Source organism: Comamonas denitrificans (genome assembly GCF_042654745.1).
Lineage (GTDB): Bacteria > Pseudomonadota > Gammaproteobacteria > Burkholderiales > Burkholderiaceae_C > Comamonas > Comamonas denitrificans.
This window is the reverse complement of sequence record NZ_JBHSEY010000017.1, coordinates 1-13409: the sequence shown is the minus strand read 5'-3', so window position 1 is coordinate 13409 and position 13409 is coordinate 1. Positions and strand designations below refer to the sequence as shown.

Here is a 13409-nt window from a genome sequence, read left to right as displayed (position 1 = left end):
TATGGCCCATTTTCAAGACATACAACTGCTTCGAACCACTTACCTGCGCGGCCCCAGCATTTGGACTTACCGTCCTGTGCTGGAAGTTTGGCTGGATTTGGGCGTTTTGGAGGACTACCCCTCCAACCTGCTGCCCGGCTTTAACGAGCGCCTGACGGCCTGGCTGCCCGGTTTGGTCGAGCACCATTGCGGCGTGGGCCACCGGGGCGGGTTTTTAGAGCGCTTGCAAGAAGGCACGTGGTGCGGCCATGTGCTGGAGCACACCATCATCGAGCTGCTCAACCTGGCAGGTATGAGCGCTGAGTTTGGCCAAACCCGCAGCGTGCGCCAGCGCGGGGTGTACCGCATGGTGTTTCGCTGCCCCGAAGAATTGGTGGCCAAAGTGGCGCTGCAGCAGGGCCACGCCCTCATCATGGCGGCGATCAATGACCAGCCTTTTGATGTGCCCACCGCCGTGGCCGCCATTGAGCAGGCCATCGAGGCGCGTTACCTGGGGCCGAGTACGGCCAGCATCGTCGATGCGGCAGCGCAGCGGCGCATTCCCTTTATCCGCCTGAACGATGGCAATCTGGTGCAGCTGGGCTACGGCGCAGCGCAGCGGCGCATCTGGAGCACGGAAACCGACAAGACCAGCGCCATTGGCCTGGGCATCAGCGAAGACAAAGACCTGGCCAAGCAGCTGCTCAAAGCGGCCGGCGTGCCGGTGCCCGAGTGGGAGCTGGTCGGCAGCGCCGACGAGGCCTGGGACGAGGCGCAGGACATTGGCCTGCCCGTCACCGTCAAGCCCTACAACTCGAACAAGGGTGAAGGCGTGGGCATCAACCTGACCACCGAGGCGCAGGTGCGCAGCGCCTACGCAGCGGCCCGTGCCGTGACCCGGCATGTGATGGTCGAGCGCCATATTCCGGGCACCGTACACCGCTTGCTGGTGGTGGGTGGCAAGCTGGTGGCGGCCTCGCGCGGGGAATACCCGCAGGGCAGCGCCAACCCCCGTGCGGCCATGGCCACCGTCGATTGCACGGCCCAAGTGCATGCCGATACGGCGTACCTGGCCGCTTTGGCGGCCAAAGTGGTGGGGCTGGACATTGCCGGGGTCGATTTGGTCTGCCAGCACATTGATCAGCCCTTGGCCGGGCAAGGCGGTGCGATTTTGGAAGTCAATGGTGGCCCTGGGCTGCTGATGCACCTGCGCCCCAGCCAGGGCGTGCCCCAGCCGGTGGGCGAGGCGATTGTGCAGCACCTCTTTCCGGCGGCGGACAGCGCCCAGCCGGACCAAGACGGCCTGGCCGCCCGCATCCCCGTGGTCGGCATCGTCGGCACCCAGCACAACGCCTGGATTGCCCGCATGACGGGGTGGCTGCTGCAGCTGGCGGGCAAACGCACGGGCGTAGCGTGTAGCCAGGGCAGCTACCTCAATGGCCGCCTGACCCAAGCGGGCGACCACACGCGCTGGCAGGCGGCGCACCGTTTGCTGGTCAATCGCTTGGCTGAAGCGGCGGTGGTGCAAACCACGGCCCGTTCGATTCTGGAAGAAGGCCTGGCCTACGACCGCTGCCAGGTCGGCCTGGTGACCGATTGGGGCGGCTGGGAAGGGCTGGCGGACCACGATGTGCATGAAGCGGGCGACCTGCGCCGCGTCTTGCGCACGCAAATTGATGTGGTGCTGAGCCAAGGCATGGGCGTGCTCAATGCCGACGACGATGCCGTGGCCGAGCTGGCCAGCCTGTGCGATGGGCAAGTGCTGCTGTACAGCGAGCAGGCCCACAACCCGCACTTGGCCGCGCACCGCGAGCAGGGCGGGCGGGCCGTGCTGGTGCAGCAGGGCGAAGTCATCCTGGCCCAGGGCCGTAGCGAGCGCCGTCTGGGCAGCCTCAGCGCATTAAGCCCGGCAGCGGCCAAAGTGCCCACCCCCAGCGCCTTGCTGGCCGCCGTTGCGTGTGCCTGGGCGCTGGACATCAGCCCCGAGTTGCTGGCCGCCGGGCTGAAAACGTTTGTTATTGAATAAATAGCGCTTTGCGCTTGATAAACAACGTTTTCATATCGTTTTATATCCATTTACATTGCTAATACAACGGAACGCACTATGAACATTTCTCGTATCCGCGCTTTGCGTGGCCCCAATTTGTGGAGCCGCAACACGGCCATCGAGTGCATCGTGCACTGCACGGAGCAGGAGTGTGATTTCACCCAAATCGCGCATTTTGAGACGCGGGTGCGGGCCCGTTTTCCTGCCATCGGCAGTCTGCAAGCGCAGGGCATGGACAACTTGCTGTCCATCGGCCATGTGCTGGAGTCCGCCGCTTTGGCGCTGCAAGCCCAGGCCGGGTGCCCCGTCACCTTCAGCCGCACGCACGCCACGGTCGAGGCCAATACCTTCCAGGTCGTCGTTGAATACACCGAAGAGGCCGTGGGCCGCCGCGCCATTGAGTTAGCCGATGCGCTGGTGCAGGCTGCGCTCAACGACACGCCTTTTGATGCCCCCGCCGCCATTGCCGAGCTGCGCGAGCTGGACGAGCACGAGCGCATGGGCCCCTCGACCCAATCCATCGTTGATGCCGCCGTGGCCCGGGGCATCCCCTTCAAGCGCTTGACCGCTGGCAGCCTGGTGCAACTGGGCTGGGGCAGCAAGGCGCGCAAGTTTCAAGCGGCCGAGGTCGATCAGACCAGCTCCGTGGCCGAAGCCATTGCGCAAGACAAAGATTTAACCAAGCGCTTGCTGCACGCCGCCGGGGTGCCCGTGCCGCTGGGCCGCCCGGTGGTGGATGTGCAGGATGCCTGGGCCGTGGCGCAGGAGGTGGGCCTGGCCGAAGGCTGGCCCGTGGTCGTCAAACCCCAAGACGGCAACCAAGGCAAAGGCGTGACGGTGAACATCACCACCCGCCCCCAATTGGAAGCGGCCTACGCCACGGCCTTGGCCTACGGCAGCCAAGTGATGGTGGAGCGCTTTTTGCCCGGCCACGATTTTCGTCTGCTGGTGGTGGGCAACCAACTGGTCGCTGCCGCCCGGCGCGATCCGCCGCAGGTGCTGGGCGATGGCGTACACAGCGTGGCCCAGTTGGTCGAACAGGTCAACCAAGACCCGCGCCGGGGCAGTGGCCATGGCACGGCGCTGACCAAAATCCGCCTGGACGATATCGCCTTGGGGCGCTTGGCCAGCGAAGGGCTCACCCCGGACAGCATTCCCACCCAGGGCCAGCGCGTGGTGCTGCGCAACAACGCCAACCTGTCCACCGGCGGCAGTGCCACCGACGTGACCGATGACGTGCATCCCACCATTGCCGCCCGCGCCATTGAGGCGGCGGCCAGCATTGGGCTGCACATTTGTGGCGTGGATGTGATTGCCGAATCCATGCTCAAGCCCCTGGAGGCCCAGGGCGGCGGCATCGTTGAAGTGAACGCCGCCCCCGGCCTGCGCATGCACCTGGCCCCCTCGTTTGGCAAAGCCCGCAATGTGGGCCAGCCCATGGTTGATCTGCTGTTCCCGGCGCACGACGATGGCCGCATCCCGGTCGTGGCGGTGACGGGCACCAACGGCAAAACCACCACCACCCGGCTGATTGCCCATATTTTTGCCGCCCAAGGCCTGCGCGTGGGCATGACCAATACCGATGGTGTGTACGTGGCCGGCCGCCAGATCGACAGCGGCGACTGCTCCGGCCCCAAAAGCGCGCGCAACGTGCTGGCCCACCCCGAGGTGGACGCGGCGGTGCTCGAATGCGCCCGGGGCGGCGTGCTGCGCGAGGGGCTGGGCTTTGACCGCTGCCAGGTGGCCGTGGTCACCAACGTGGGCGAGGGCGACCACCTGGGGCTGAACTACATCACCACGGTGGAAGATGTGATGGTGCTAAAGCGCGTTATCGTGCAAAACGTCGCTCCCAATGGCTACGCCGTGCTCAACGCCATGGACCCGCACGTGGCCCCCATGGCCCGGGTGTGCACGGGGCAAGTGATTTTCTTTGGTGCCGACCGCCACCACCCCATCATGGCCACCCACCGTGCCCAAGGGCAGCGGGTGGTGTACGTGGACCCCGCCAAGGCCTGCATCGTCGCCGCCGAGGGGGGCATGAAAGAAAGCATTGCCCTGGCCGATATTCCCCTCACGCACAACGGCGCGATTGGCTTTCAGGTGGACAACGCCATGGCCTCGGTCGCCGCTGCCTGGGCCGCAGGCTTGCCTTGGGAGACGATTCGCCGGGGGCTGGCCAGCTTTCACAATGACAGTGCCAACGCGCCTGGGCGCTTTAACGTCATGGACTACCGGGGGGCCACCATCATTGCCGACTATGGCCACAACCCCGATGCCATTCGCGCCCTGGTGCAAGCGGTCGATGCCATGCCTGGGAACAAGCGCAGCGTGGTCATCAGCGGCGCGGGGGACCGGCGTGACCAGGACATCATCGAGCAGACGCGCATTCTGGGCGCCGCCTTTGACGAGGTGATTCTTTACCAGGATGCCTGCCAGCGCGGCCGCGCCGATGGCGAGGTGCTGGCCCTGCTGCGCCAGGGCCTGGAAGGGGCACCGCGCACGCGCTACAGCACCGAAATCCACGGCGAATTTGCCGCCATCGACCACGCGCTGGAGCGTTTGGCCCCAGGCGACCTGTGCCTGGTGCTGGTCGATCAGGTGGAAGAGGCCCTGGCCCACTTGCAGCAGCGCATTGCCAGCGTTTGATGTTTAAAAAGTAGAGCTGCTAACGCAATCCTACATTGCGTTAGCAGCCTTTTTTATATAAAAAAAGGCTCCCGCAGGAGCCTGTGAAAAGTGCAATTTAAGAGGGTTTATCGTTATTAACCGCCGCAAGCGCCGCCGGAGCAGCAGCCGCCGTTGGCATGCGGGTCTTCGGCCGCGCCTTGGGTTTTGGTAATCACCACGCGCCACAGGTCGGGGCCGGCTTGGTCATACGCCCACTGCACTTGGCCTGGCGTGCGCGACTCCAGCTGAAAGCGCAGCGGTACCGGATCGTGGTCGTTCACGATGGTGATGGAGTCACCGGTCTCCAAAGCGTCAAATTGGCCAAAAATTTGCGCGTGGCGCAGACGGGGTTCGATGGTGCGAACGTCAATCACAGAGCTCATGGGGAAAACCTTTCAGAAAGAGCAGTCAGTGTCAGGGGGAGCGTAGCTGCGTTGTTAGCCGTCCTTGCCATCCAGGCGAGAACGCAGCAGCCACGGGGTGTAAATCACCAAGTAAATCGCAAAGGCCAAAGCCCAGAAGGTGGCCGAAATCTCAATCGCGCGGGGGTACCACGCGGGCACCAGGGCCGGCACCACCGCCCGAATCACCGTGGCCAGCAGCACCAGCGCATAGGCCACGGTCTCGCCGCGCGACGCTTGCAATGGGCGGCCGGTATGGCCCCGGGCTGTGCGGGTGAGCATGCCAATAATCAAACCGCCAATCACCCCGACGGTCAGGGCGTGGATGGCAAACGTCGTGCGCATCCAGCCCAGCTCGGCACCAGCGAGCATAGCAAAACCAATCGGCATCCACAGGTAGGACAGGTGCAGAATCCACAGGATGGGGCGTTTGAGCGTGACCCAGGGGCTCCAGCGGTACAGGCGAATGGCGTGCAGCACCGCGGTGATGGCACACGCCGCTGCCACCAGTGCCGCCGGGGCAGCGCCCACCCACAGCAGCAGGGTCACCCCCGTCACTGCCAGCAGGCCCAGCTCAAAAGAGCGCGAGGTGTTGATGACCAACCCAGGGGTGACATTGCGGGTGAACATGGGCACCACCCGCCCGGTCATGACGGAAACCACCATCAAAATCAGCCCCAGCTCGGCGTACAGCGGGCGCAGCGGATCCCAATCGACCAAGTTAAGTTGTGTGAGGTGAAAGCACAGATTGGCCACGCTCATTAATAAGAGCAAAGAAATCAACGGGATATTGCGCGTATTGCCCGATTTGAATAAAACGCGCAGCAGCACAACGGCCACTGCTGGCAAAAACAGCATATCCACCACCGCAAAGACGGTGTACGGAGCGCACACCGCGGCAATGCGGCCCGCCAACCAAAGCAATACCAGCGCGGCCAGCAAGGGGCCGCGGGCGGTCATATGCCCTGTCCAGGCTTTGACGGCGGTGAGCAAAAACCCGGCAATCACCCCCACGGCAAACCCAAACAGCATTTCGTGCCCGTGCCATAGCAATCCGGACAGGGGCAACTGCAGCGGCATGTACCCCAAAAATGCGGCCATCCACACCGGCACCGAGATGCAGGCGAGCAAGGCCGTCAAGAGATAAAACGGCCGAAAACCCAGACGCAGCAGCGGCCAGCCCGTCAAAGGGGGGGGCGCTTGCGGCGGGATGGGTGACAGATGGGGCGAGGTGTGCGGCATAAAAATCTATCCCTGGTGGGCGCGGGGTAGGTGCTGAAAATAATAAGATTTATTCTACATAAATCTTTTGATTTGCGTCATAGCCTGCGGCAATTTTCCCGGATCAGGTTGTGGATGCGAAAAGTAACACTTTCGAGGCTGCCGTCCAGCGCAATAAGATTCTTCGGAAATACACGTTTTAAAGCCGTACTTTCCCTCGCTCTTTTCCTTTTCTGGAGATCCTTTATGAACATCGAAAAATTCAAGCACCAACACGTGGATATCCTGTCGCGCATTGATCAGTTGCGCTCTTTGACCCATGCTGGGGTGGAAGTCGATGCGACTGCGATTGCGCAGGGCATCATCAGCTTCAGCTCACTGATCAAGCTGCATTTGGCGGTAGAAGACAAAGCGCTTTACCCGGCCTTGCAGCGCAGCGGCGATGCCACCTTGGCGCGGCTGGGGCAACAGTTTCAGGACGATATGGGGCCGATTGCCCAAGCGTTTGATGGCTTTGCCCGCCGCTGGAACACGGCTGAGCGCTTGCGCAGCGACCCGCAAGGCTTTCGCAACGATGCCAATACCGTGCTCAAGCGTGTTTATGAGCGCATGCAGCGGGAAAACCGCGAGTTCTACCCGCGCATTGAAGAGGCGCAAACCAACGCCGTGGCGTGAGGTGCGCCAATGCCGGTTCGCTTTGTAAGGCACGCAGCCTGCAGCGGAACCTGGCAATCACGAACGTGATCATCAATAGTGGGGGACTGCTCGTATTGGCACAGGAAAGAAGGTGGAAGAAGTCAAAAATCTCTAAATGTGGCAATGGGTTGCGCTATTTTTTGAGAAAAATGCACTTTGGCGCGAAATGGGCCGTGTAAAGGCATTAAACGGCCAAAACGGGCAGATTCCGTATTGGAATGGCCCAGGGGTGCTATAGAGTGAAAGTGACGCTGTGGCGCGGGGTTGCAGGGGTTTTGGCGGTGACAGGAAGGCCGCAGAAAACTGCTGCTAAGTCGGACAAAAAAAAGTCGGACGTAAATCAAACGTCCGACTTTTTAAAAACATTGTTATCAATGACTTGCGGCGTTTTTCGCCTTGGTGGATGCGATGTCCGACTTAATTTAACTCGGACGGCTTTTAAACGTCGCTTACATGCGTTTAAAAAAGCTGTGCCTGCTGCCGATCAGCAGGGGCTTTAATGCCAGCTGCCGCCACGATGCGCTCTACGTGGCGCTCTGTCAGGTTGTATTCTGCGGCCAGCTCTCGAGATGTGTTTGCAGTGAGATAGGCCTTGGTGATGCGGGCATTGCGCAAGGCCACCAGGGCACGGTGGGCCTTGGGCAGTTGAAAGTGGCTCTCGGCCCCATACACCTCGGCCAAGGCCAGCAGGTTTGTGTGGCCGATGATCTTGGCTATCGGATGATCCGGCTGCGCCCTGGCCGGAGTGGGGATGTAGATGCGCAGGCCACCGTATGCCTGCACCAGTGCCAGCGTTGCTTGTAGGCCGATCAGGCGTTCGAAGTCCTGCAGCAGCGGGGGCAGCATACGAGTGTCAGCAAGGTCGGCCAGCTGAATCATGGGCGGCGTTGCGCTCGTTTGGCGCGGTCAAGCATGGCTTTGAGCGCCTCGATGGTGTTCGAGGCCTCGAGAACAGGAAGCCAGTCCAGCGAGTCCACCTGCATGCCGGTGGTGCGGGCGACAAATGCCATCAGCGCGGTATGGCAGGGGTCATGCAGGCCACCATGCTCATCAATCTTGCGCCAGAGCCACTGTATTTTTGCGGCCTGCGTAAAAGGTTTAAACGCGCTGGATTTGGGCTTGTAGCCCAGGGTCGCCATGTGCGCCAGCACCTTGGCGCGGCCAGCCGCATCCATGTCAGCGCTGCTGCTGTGGCCTGTCAGTTGATGCAGGTGGTAGCGGTAATCGTCCTCGCTCCAGCCCAGGGCGGCGCGGCCCTGGTGGATGTGACCCAGCTCGCGTTTGCGCTGGGCCGCCGCTTTGGACTGATTGGTGGTTGCAGTAAAGCGGCGGGTGCTCATACAAAAGCCCCGTCTAAAACAGAACCATCTTTACCATTCCAATCGTTGCAGATTGCATTCGGTGTGACGGTGAAGTAATACCGCTTGCAGTGTTGGTTTTTTCGGTACGTCTGGCTGTTTGTGCCAAGGCGTATCTTTGCCTCCCGGTAGTGCTTGCATATCGCACAGCGCGGTACGTTGCCTTCGTACCCGACCGTCTTCTTCAAAGCTCCAAGCTTGCTCATACTGATGCACCACCTTCCTCGCCCAGGGCCACGGTCAGCGCAGGCAGAAGCCGGGCCAGCTCGCCAGTGATGATCGCCACGTCAGCATCAAAGCCGGATTCAGCACCGTCATCGTCCCGCGCCACGTCTTGCAGCTGAATGCTGCGTAGGCGCAGACCGTCGGTCAGCACAAAGCTGACGCGGCCATCAAACGTCAGGGCAAGTTTTGTTGGCAATTTGCCCTGCTCGATGTGTTGGCGCACCTCCTCAATATCGAGAGGGTGACGGCCATAGCGCACCACAGCCCCGCTGTCGCCGCTGGCCTTCAGCTCGCATTCCTGGCCGATGTAAAAACCCTCGGGTGCCTCCTGCTCCAACAGCCACTGCGCCATCGCAGCTTGCGGGCTGGTCTGCGTATTCAGCAGGGCCAGTGCAAAGCCTGGCGGCAGGCACTCGACCAGGCTAGTGACTGCAGCATCGGCCTGGGCCTGGCTGCTGGTGTCCACTACCAGGGTGCTGGCCTGTGGGTCAATCCAGACCCATGTGCGGCTTTCCTTGGTGAAGGCTTGAGGCAGCAAGTCCAGGCGGGCTTCTTCTTTTAAATCGCGCTGCTCCCACTTGCCGGGCTTGCGCCCCGATTCGCGTTCAATGGCATCGCACTTTTCCTGCACGCGCTTTTGCACCACGCTGGTGGGCAGCAGTTTGATTTCAGTGTGAAAGCGCAGTATCCATTGGCCGCCCACGCTCTCGACCAGTGCGCCGTGGGCTTCGCCACGGGGCGGCACCCAGCCCTCAGATTTTTCCTGGCTGGGCGTGCAGGGTTGGAAGATGTTTTTTTTCAGGGCATCTTCCAGCACCCCGATGTAAATAGGCCAGTCTTTACTGATCTTGTAGATGATGGCGTTTTTGATCATGCTGCACCTCCGGCTGCGATAAGACGGTCACGCTCGGCGATCACGGCCTCTGCGGCCAGCTTGATACAGACTTCTTTCATGCTGTCGGTGAGCCAGCAAAGCGAGTCCACTTTTGAGACAACTTCGAGCGCGAAGCGTGCCCCTTGACTCCATGCATCAGGGCCAGGCAGCGCTGGAGGTGTGTTTCCGGCCTGTCCAGCATCCAGCGCGTCGGCCTTGGCTTCCATGGCATCGAGCAGTGCCTGGGTGTCTTCGCCCTGGATGAGCACCAAGGCAAACATGGGCTGGCCGTCTTTGGTGCAGAGCTGCATTTTCAGATTTCCAGCACCCACTTCGTGCATCAGTTGCACGACTTCGGTAACTTTCATATCCAGCCATTGGTCGGGGTGGAAAAGGGCTTGGGCGTTGGTCATGCGGCCTCCAGCTCAACATCGTCAAAGCCGACCGATTCAATTGCGCAAGAGGTAATCAAGATTCCGAGGTCTTCAGCGTCAGGCCACCCTTCACCTTGATCGTCAAGAACTTTTTTCGTCCACCACATACCGCTATCCAACTTATTGCTTCCGAAACAAGCACCGCCTTGGCCCATCAAACAAGAAATTGCACGTGCTGCAAAAAGGCGGATCACAGCCCGGACTACATCGCCATCCTCTGCGTTTAAGCGATCACCGCTTTCACCCCAGAAGTCATTGATAAAAGTGGCCAACTCGGGAGTCAAGATGTCGTGATTAACTTGGAGCGTGATTTCCGAATCGTTGTACCAAGTTGCTTTGGCCGTATAGGTTTTGATATTGCTCATGCTTTCTCCTGGTGCTCAAGAGGATTGATAAAAGTGACTTTGGCAAGCGGGTAGCGAATGGAACCCCCGCTGCATCCCCCGGATTTGCTGCGGCGCTCATAGAACAGGCTGTCGCCAGCTTTGAGTTTTTCAAAGACCAGCACTTGGCAGCCCACCCAGCTGAAGGCCTGGAAAGGCCCACAGCCGATCACACGCCCTTTGGCATCCAGCTCCCAGCGCAGGAAGTCCTGGCCGTGGTCTTCAAATTCAAGGATGGCCGCTACCTTGTCCAGATACCGCAGGCGGCGCTGGACGGCTGTTGCCACAGTCTTTTGCAGGTCGGGCAACAACAGCGCTGCAGTGCAAGCAGCACGGTCGAAGTCCAGCACGGCACGGATGCGATCCTCTGCGGTCTGGTGATAGCACTGGGTGTCCCCGTAACGAGCGGCTTTAAAAGGATTTGCTGTCATGCCGAACTCCATCACAACGCCGCCATGTCCAGCGCAATCGCCCGCCAGGGCAGGTCTGCGCGGTCGCGTTCGTAAAAGCGGATGTAGGCCGTGGTGCTGGCCGTGGTCATGCTGTCGGCAATGGCCTCCATTGCGGCCTGCCACTGCTTGTCGGCAATATCCAGGCGGCGCAGGGAGAGGACGCGGCCTGTGTTGATGCGCCCTTCCTTGTCGGTTTGGAAGGCGTGATTGACCAGGGCCATGATGTTGTCGCTGGCCCCTGCGGCCCAGGTTTTGACGCACTGGTCGATCAGCGCCTTGGCGGCCATGAGCTGCTCGCCAAACACGATGTGGTCGTGCATGTGGCGCACCACTTTAAAGCGCCCGTCAAAGCTGACCAGGGTGACGTTACCCTTTTCGCCGCCGGTTTTTACGCCGTACTGCTCTAGGCTGGTGGCCACCAGGGCGGCCACCTCGCCAAACGCGCCGTGCTTGAACTGGCGCAGGCCATCGCGCTGCTGGCGGGCCATGGCGCACAGGTCAGTCACCACCTGGTGGCGCAGCTTGTCGATGTCTTTGACTTTGGATTCAGGCACCAGGTTGCCGTTGGCATCTTGCCAGTAGCCGGGGGGGATGGTGTTGGGATGAGGCATGGTGTTTTCCTTTCAGTGGGTGGTGGGCATGGGGCGCGGGGCACCGCCTTTTTTCAAGTCGGCTGCGTAGTCGGCAACGTCCTTTGCAATGTGCGCTTGCATATCCGGAGGCAGTTGCAGGACGGTGAACTCATGCACGCGCAGCAGCACGGTGAGGACTACGCCGATGCGGCAGCGGCCCTGTTTTTGCAGCGCCTCTAAAACTGCTTTCCCCAGCTCGGTGACTTCTTTTTGAAACTCCTCTTGCGTGACGCTGCCGTCTTCGTATTCCAGGGTGATGGTCATTGCGGTTGTCCTTTCAGTTGGGCACGGCGGTGCGTTTAAAAGCCACGGCTGGCGTAGCGGTAGTGGTCATCCGCGCCAGGGCGGCGGGCAGGCTCGGGGGTGCTTTGCAGCAGCGGGGCGCTCATGCGGTCGTAGCGGGCCGGGGGCACCACATTGGCAGGGCGTGGCTTGGGCGCATAGGTGCCGCCGCCCTGGCGGGGGGTGGCACGGCTGTAGGCGGGCAGGCCGCTGGAGCGCGGGGCCAGATCAACGCGCCGGGGCAGCACTGGGGCGGGCCCCACCAAGCGGGGGCGGTAGGCGGGCGTGGTCAAGACCAGATCGCCACTGGTGCCATCACGGTGGATGCGGTGGGCGCTGGGGGTGGCGGGGTTGATGGTCGTACTCATGGCTGGAGTCCTTTCTTTCGGGCGATTTCTGCTTTCATGGCCAGCACGCCGGGGCTGGTGCCGGGGATGGATGCGGGGCGGGGTTGCTGGGGCTGCGCAGGGGCTGTGGCTTGCAGCAGTTGCCCGGCATCGGTGGGCTGGCCGCTGCTATGGGCACGGGCGCGGGCTGCGGCGGCGCGCTCGGCCTCGCGCTGGTGCTCGGCCTGGGCTTCAATGCGGTCGGCGCTGCTGGCAATCACGGCATACAGGTAGCCGTGGCCCTTCAAGGGCAGCTCCAACTTGCCTGCATCACGCGAAAGCAGCATCTGGTCAATGGCGGCCGCCCACGCGGGCAGTGGCGCTTGCCAGTCACGGCCCCGGTGGGTGATGGCCCGGCGCTCCAGGTCGGGCAGCAGCTGCAGCAGCAGCTTGATTTTTTTGGCGGCCGTCAGGCGCTGCTTGGCCGGTTGGTGCAGGCCAATGTATTGCAGCACCCGCGCTCCCAGGGGCACGCTGGTGGCCACCAGGCGTTCCAGCGCCTTGCGGTCAGTCTCGGCGCAAAAGGCGGTGGCCAGGTCCAGCTCTGTGCCGCAGTTGGGGCAGTGCAAGTCGCTCATTGCGTGCCCTCCCGTGCCGCGCTGCACAGCGTGTAGCCCAGGGCTACGCCAGCGTCGTAGGCGCTGTCAAGCTGGGCCTCTGCTGGCGCAGCCGTGACCGCAAAGGCCAGGGCCAGCAAACAGGCGGCCAAGCTGCTGCCCAGCCACAGCACCAGGGCGGCCAGCGGGTGGCGGCGGTGTTTACGGGTGGTGGCGTTCATTGGGTAGCCTCCTGCGCACGCTCAAACCCCAGTGCAGCCTGCTGCAACTCGGTCAGATCGGCAAGGCGCACCTGCTCAACACACAGGCGCACGCTGGGGGCGTGGGCATAGCGCTGCTGCGCCCAGGTGGTGGCGGCAAAGATGTCGGCAAACTCCTTGATGCGCACGCGCTCCAGGTAGCCGGGGCGGGCGATGGTGATGCGGTAGGTGTGGCGGTAGGTGTGCATGGTCATATCTCCTTTGCGGCCAATAGCGGGGCGCAGGCCGCTTTGTGTAGGCAGGCGTTGCAGGCTTGCCAGTGCTTCATCTCGCGCGGGCTGCCGGGGGCGGGGCGGTGGGCGTAGGTGCGGCACTGCTCGGCAGTGATCACCTGCTCTTGCCCTCCTGCCTCGTCCGTCAGGTACGGGCAGGGATAGCGGCCATAGGTGTGGATGACACGGCTGGCGATGCGACTGGTGTTTGCCTGTCCGGTGCCGTACAGGCCGGTGGCGTTCAGTACCTGGCTCAGTGCCCCGGCACTGATACCTAGCCCGGATATTTCACCGTAGTAGAGCCACAAACGAGTACGGCATTGCCCTTGTGTGCCCGAAAATC

Annotated in this window: 17 protein-coding genes and 1 pseudogene; 3 read left to right on the top strand and 15 right to left on the bottom strand. The window is 62.0% G+C overall.

The genetic code is table 11. The features are described 5' to 3' along the window. Position 1 precedes the first annotated feature (1 nt). Complete coding sequence (locus ACFO24_RS05115; RefSeq protein ID WP_207576282.1) at positions 2-2005, top strand: cyanophycin synthetase family protein; 2004 nt, start codon at positions 2-4, stop codon at positions 2003-2005. A gap of 78 nt (positions 2006-2083) precedes the next feature. Beyond that, positions 2084-4672, top strand: a complete 2589-nt coding sequence (gene cphA / locus ACFO24_RS05110; RefSeq protein WP_377737221.1) for a cyanophycin synthetase — start codon at positions 2084-2086, stop codon at positions 4670-4672. A 116-nt stretch (positions 4673-4788) separates the two neighbouring features. On the opposite strand, the gene ACFO24_RS05105 is transcribed toward cphA, so the two are convergent. Next, complete coding sequence (locus ACFO24_RS05105) at positions 4789-5076, bottom strand: DUF2249 domain-containing protein (protein ID WP_207576280.1); 288 nt, start codon at positions 5074-5076, stop codon at positions 4789-4791. Positions 5077-5130: 54 nt separating this feature from the next. Next, a complete protein-coding gene (locus ACFO24_RS05100; protein WP_377737220.1) occupies positions 5131-6336 on the bottom strand; it encodes an NnrS family protein in 1206 nt (401 codons plus the stop codon). Positions 6337-6561: 225 nt separating this feature from the next. Here ACFO24_RS05100 and ACFO24_RS05095 point away from each other — a divergent pair, with 225 nt between their 5' ends. Further along, positions 6562-6990, top strand: coding sequence for a hemerythrin domain-containing protein (locus ACFO24_RS05095; RefSeq protein ID WP_377737219.1), 429 nt, complete (start codon positions 6562-6564; stop codon positions 6988-6990). A gap of 480 nt (positions 6991-7470) precedes the next feature. On the opposite strand, the gene ACFO24_RS05090 is transcribed toward ACFO24_RS05095, so the two are convergent. The 13 genes and pseudogenes from ACFO24_RS05090 to ACFO24_RS05030 form a co-directional block, all read right to left on the bottom strand. After that, entirely contained in the window at positions 7471-7857 is a 387-nt protein-coding gene (locus tag ACFO24_RS05090) for a Mor transcription activator family protein (RefSeq protein ID WP_377737217.1), read from the bottom strand. A 29-nt stretch (positions 7858-7886) separates the two neighbouring features. Beyond that, a complete protein-coding gene (locus ACFO24_RS05085; protein WP_377737215.1) occupies positions 7887-8351 on the bottom strand; it encodes a regulatory protein GemA in 465 nt (154 codons plus the stop codon). 220 nt (positions 8352-8571) lie between these two features. Then, a complete protein-coding gene (locus ACFO24_RS05080; protein WP_377737214.1) occupies positions 8572-9468 on the bottom strand; it encodes a recombination-associated protein RdgC in 897 nt (298 codons plus the stop codon). Further along, the gene (locus tag ACFO24_RS05075; protein ID WP_377737212.1) at positions 9465-9881 is read right to left on the bottom strand and encodes a hypothetical protein; all 417 of its coding nucleotides are present in this window, start codon (positions 9879-9881) and stop codon (positions 9465-9467) included. Before ACFO24_RS05075 ends, ACFO24_RS05080 begins: the two co-directional genes overlap by 4 nt. After that, positions 9878-10267 (bottom strand): DUF2528 family protein, encoded by a 390-nt coding sequence (locus ACFO24_RS05070; RefSeq protein ID WP_377737211.1) that lies wholly within the window; start codon positions 10265-10267, stop codon positions 9878-9880. The genes ACFO24_RS05075 and ACFO24_RS05070 overlap by 4 nt, the downstream gene beginning before the upstream one ends. After that, entirely contained in the window at positions 10264-10728 is a 465-nt protein-coding gene (locus ACFO24_RS05065) for a hypothetical protein (protein WP_377737209.1), read from the bottom strand. Before ACFO24_RS05065 ends, ACFO24_RS05070 begins: the two co-directional genes overlap by 4 nt. Beyond that, on the bottom strand, positions 10728-11348 hold the full coding sequence (locus ACFO24_RS05060) for a DUF3164 family protein (protein ID WP_377737208.1): 621 nt from the start codon (positions 11346-11348) through the stop codon (positions 10728-10730). The genes ACFO24_RS05065 and ACFO24_RS05060 overlap by 1 nt, the downstream gene beginning before the upstream one ends. Positions 11349-11360: 12 nt before the next feature. Then, a complete protein-coding gene (locus ACFO24_RS05055; protein WP_377737206.1) occupies positions 11361-11633 on the bottom strand; it encodes a hypothetical protein in 273 nt (90 codons plus the stop codon). A gap of 35 nt (positions 11634-11668) precedes the next feature. Then, positions 11669-12019 (bottom strand): hypothetical protein, encoded by a 351-nt coding sequence (locus tag ACFO24_RS05050; RefSeq protein WP_377737205.1) that lies wholly within the window; start codon positions 12017-12019, stop codon positions 11669-11671. Further along, positions 12016-12615 (bottom strand): hypothetical protein, encoded by a 600-nt coding sequence (locus ACFO24_RS05045; RefSeq protein ID WP_377737204.1) that lies wholly within the window; start codon positions 12613-12615, stop codon positions 12016-12018. The genes ACFO24_RS05050 and ACFO24_RS05045 overlap by 4 nt, the downstream gene beginning before the upstream one ends. After that, positions 12612-12815, bottom strand: a complete 204-nt coding sequence (locus ACFO24_RS05040) for a hypothetical protein (RefSeq protein WP_377737203.1) — start codon at positions 12813-12815, stop codon at positions 12612-12614. The genes ACFO24_RS05045 and ACFO24_RS05040 overlap by 4 nt, the downstream gene beginning before the upstream one ends. Then, on the bottom strand, positions 12812-13048 hold the full coding sequence (locus ACFO24_RS05035) for a hypothetical protein (protein WP_377737201.1): 237 nt from the start codon (positions 13046-13048) through the stop codon (positions 12812-12814). Before ACFO24_RS05035 ends, ACFO24_RS05040 begins: the two co-directional genes overlap by 4 nt. Beyond that, positions 13045-13409: pseudogene (locus ACFO24_RS05030) on the bottom strand (hypothetical protein); the annotation flags it as partial. The gene ACFO24_RS05035 and the pseudogene ACFO24_RS05030, both read right to left, overlap by 4 nt.

What these genes read in the sequence shown, in the direction of transcription:
- ACFO24_RS05115 (WP_207576282.1), top strand. Translation starts at nt 2, where the DNA reads ATGGCCCATTTTCAAGACATACAACTGCTTCGAACCACTTACCTGCGC.
- cphA (WP_377737221.1), top strand. Translation starts at nt 2,084, where the DNA reads ATGAACATTTCTCGTATCCGCGCTTTGCGTGGCCCCAATTTGTGGAGC.
- ACFO24_RS05105 (WP_207576280.1), bottom strand. Translation starts at nt 5,076, where the DNA reads ATGAGCTCTGTGATTGACGTTCGCACCATCGAACCCCGTCTGCGCCAC.
- ACFO24_RS05100 (WP_377737220.1), bottom strand. Translation starts at nt 6,336, where the DNA reads ATGCCGCACACCTCGCCCCATCTGTCACCCATCCCGCCGCAAGCGCCC.
- ACFO24_RS05095 (WP_377737219.1), top strand. Translation starts at nt 6,562, where the DNA reads ATGAACATCGAAAAATTCAAGCACCAACACGTGGATATCCTGTCGCGC.
- ACFO24_RS05090 (WP_377737217.1), bottom strand. Translation starts at nt 7,857, where the DNA reads ATGCTGCCCCCGCTGCTGCAGGACTTCGAACGCCTGATCGGCCTACAA.
- ACFO24_RS05085 (WP_377737215.1), bottom strand. Translation starts at nt 8,351, where the DNA reads ATGAGCACCCGCCGCTTTACTGCAACCACCAATCAGTCCAAAGCGGCG.
- ACFO24_RS05080 (WP_377737214.1), bottom strand. Translation starts at nt 9,468, where the DNA reads ATGATCAAAAACGCCATCATCTACAAGATCAGTAAAGACTGGCCTATT.
- ACFO24_RS05075 (WP_377737212.1), bottom strand. Translation starts at nt 9,881, where the DNA reads ATGACCAACGCCCAAGCCCTTTTCCACCCCGACCAATGGCTGGATATG.
- ACFO24_RS05070 (WP_377737211.1), bottom strand. Translation starts at nt 10,267, where the DNA reads ATGAGCAATATCAAAACCTATACGGCCAAAGCAACTTGGTACAACGAT.
- ACFO24_RS05065 (WP_377737209.1), bottom strand. Translation starts at nt 10,728, where the DNA reads ATGGAGTTCGGCATGACAGCAAATCCTTTTAAAGCCGCTCGTTACGGG.
- ACFO24_RS05060 (WP_377737208.1), bottom strand. Translation starts at nt 11,348, where the DNA reads ATGCCTCATCCCAACACCATCCCCCCCGGCTACTGGCAAGATGCCAAC.
- ACFO24_RS05055 (WP_377737206.1), bottom strand. Translation starts at nt 11,633, where the DNA reads ATGACCATCACCCTGGAATACGAAGACGGCAGCGTCACGCAAGAGGAG.
- ACFO24_RS05050 (WP_377737205.1), bottom strand. Translation starts at nt 12,019, where the DNA reads ATGAGTACGACCATCAACCCCGCCACCCCCAGCGCCCACCGCATCCAC.
- ACFO24_RS05045 (WP_377737204.1), bottom strand. Translation starts at nt 12,615, where the DNA reads ATGAGCGACTTGCACTGCCCCAACTGCGGCACAGAGCTGGACCTGGCC.
- ACFO24_RS05040 (WP_377737203.1), bottom strand. Translation starts at nt 12,815, where the DNA reads ATGAACGCCACCACCCGTAAACACCGCCGCCACCCGCTGGCCGCCCTG.
- ACFO24_RS05035 (WP_377737201.1), bottom strand. Translation starts at nt 13,048, where the DNA reads ATGACCATGCACACCTACCGCCACACCTACCGCATCACCATCGCCCGC.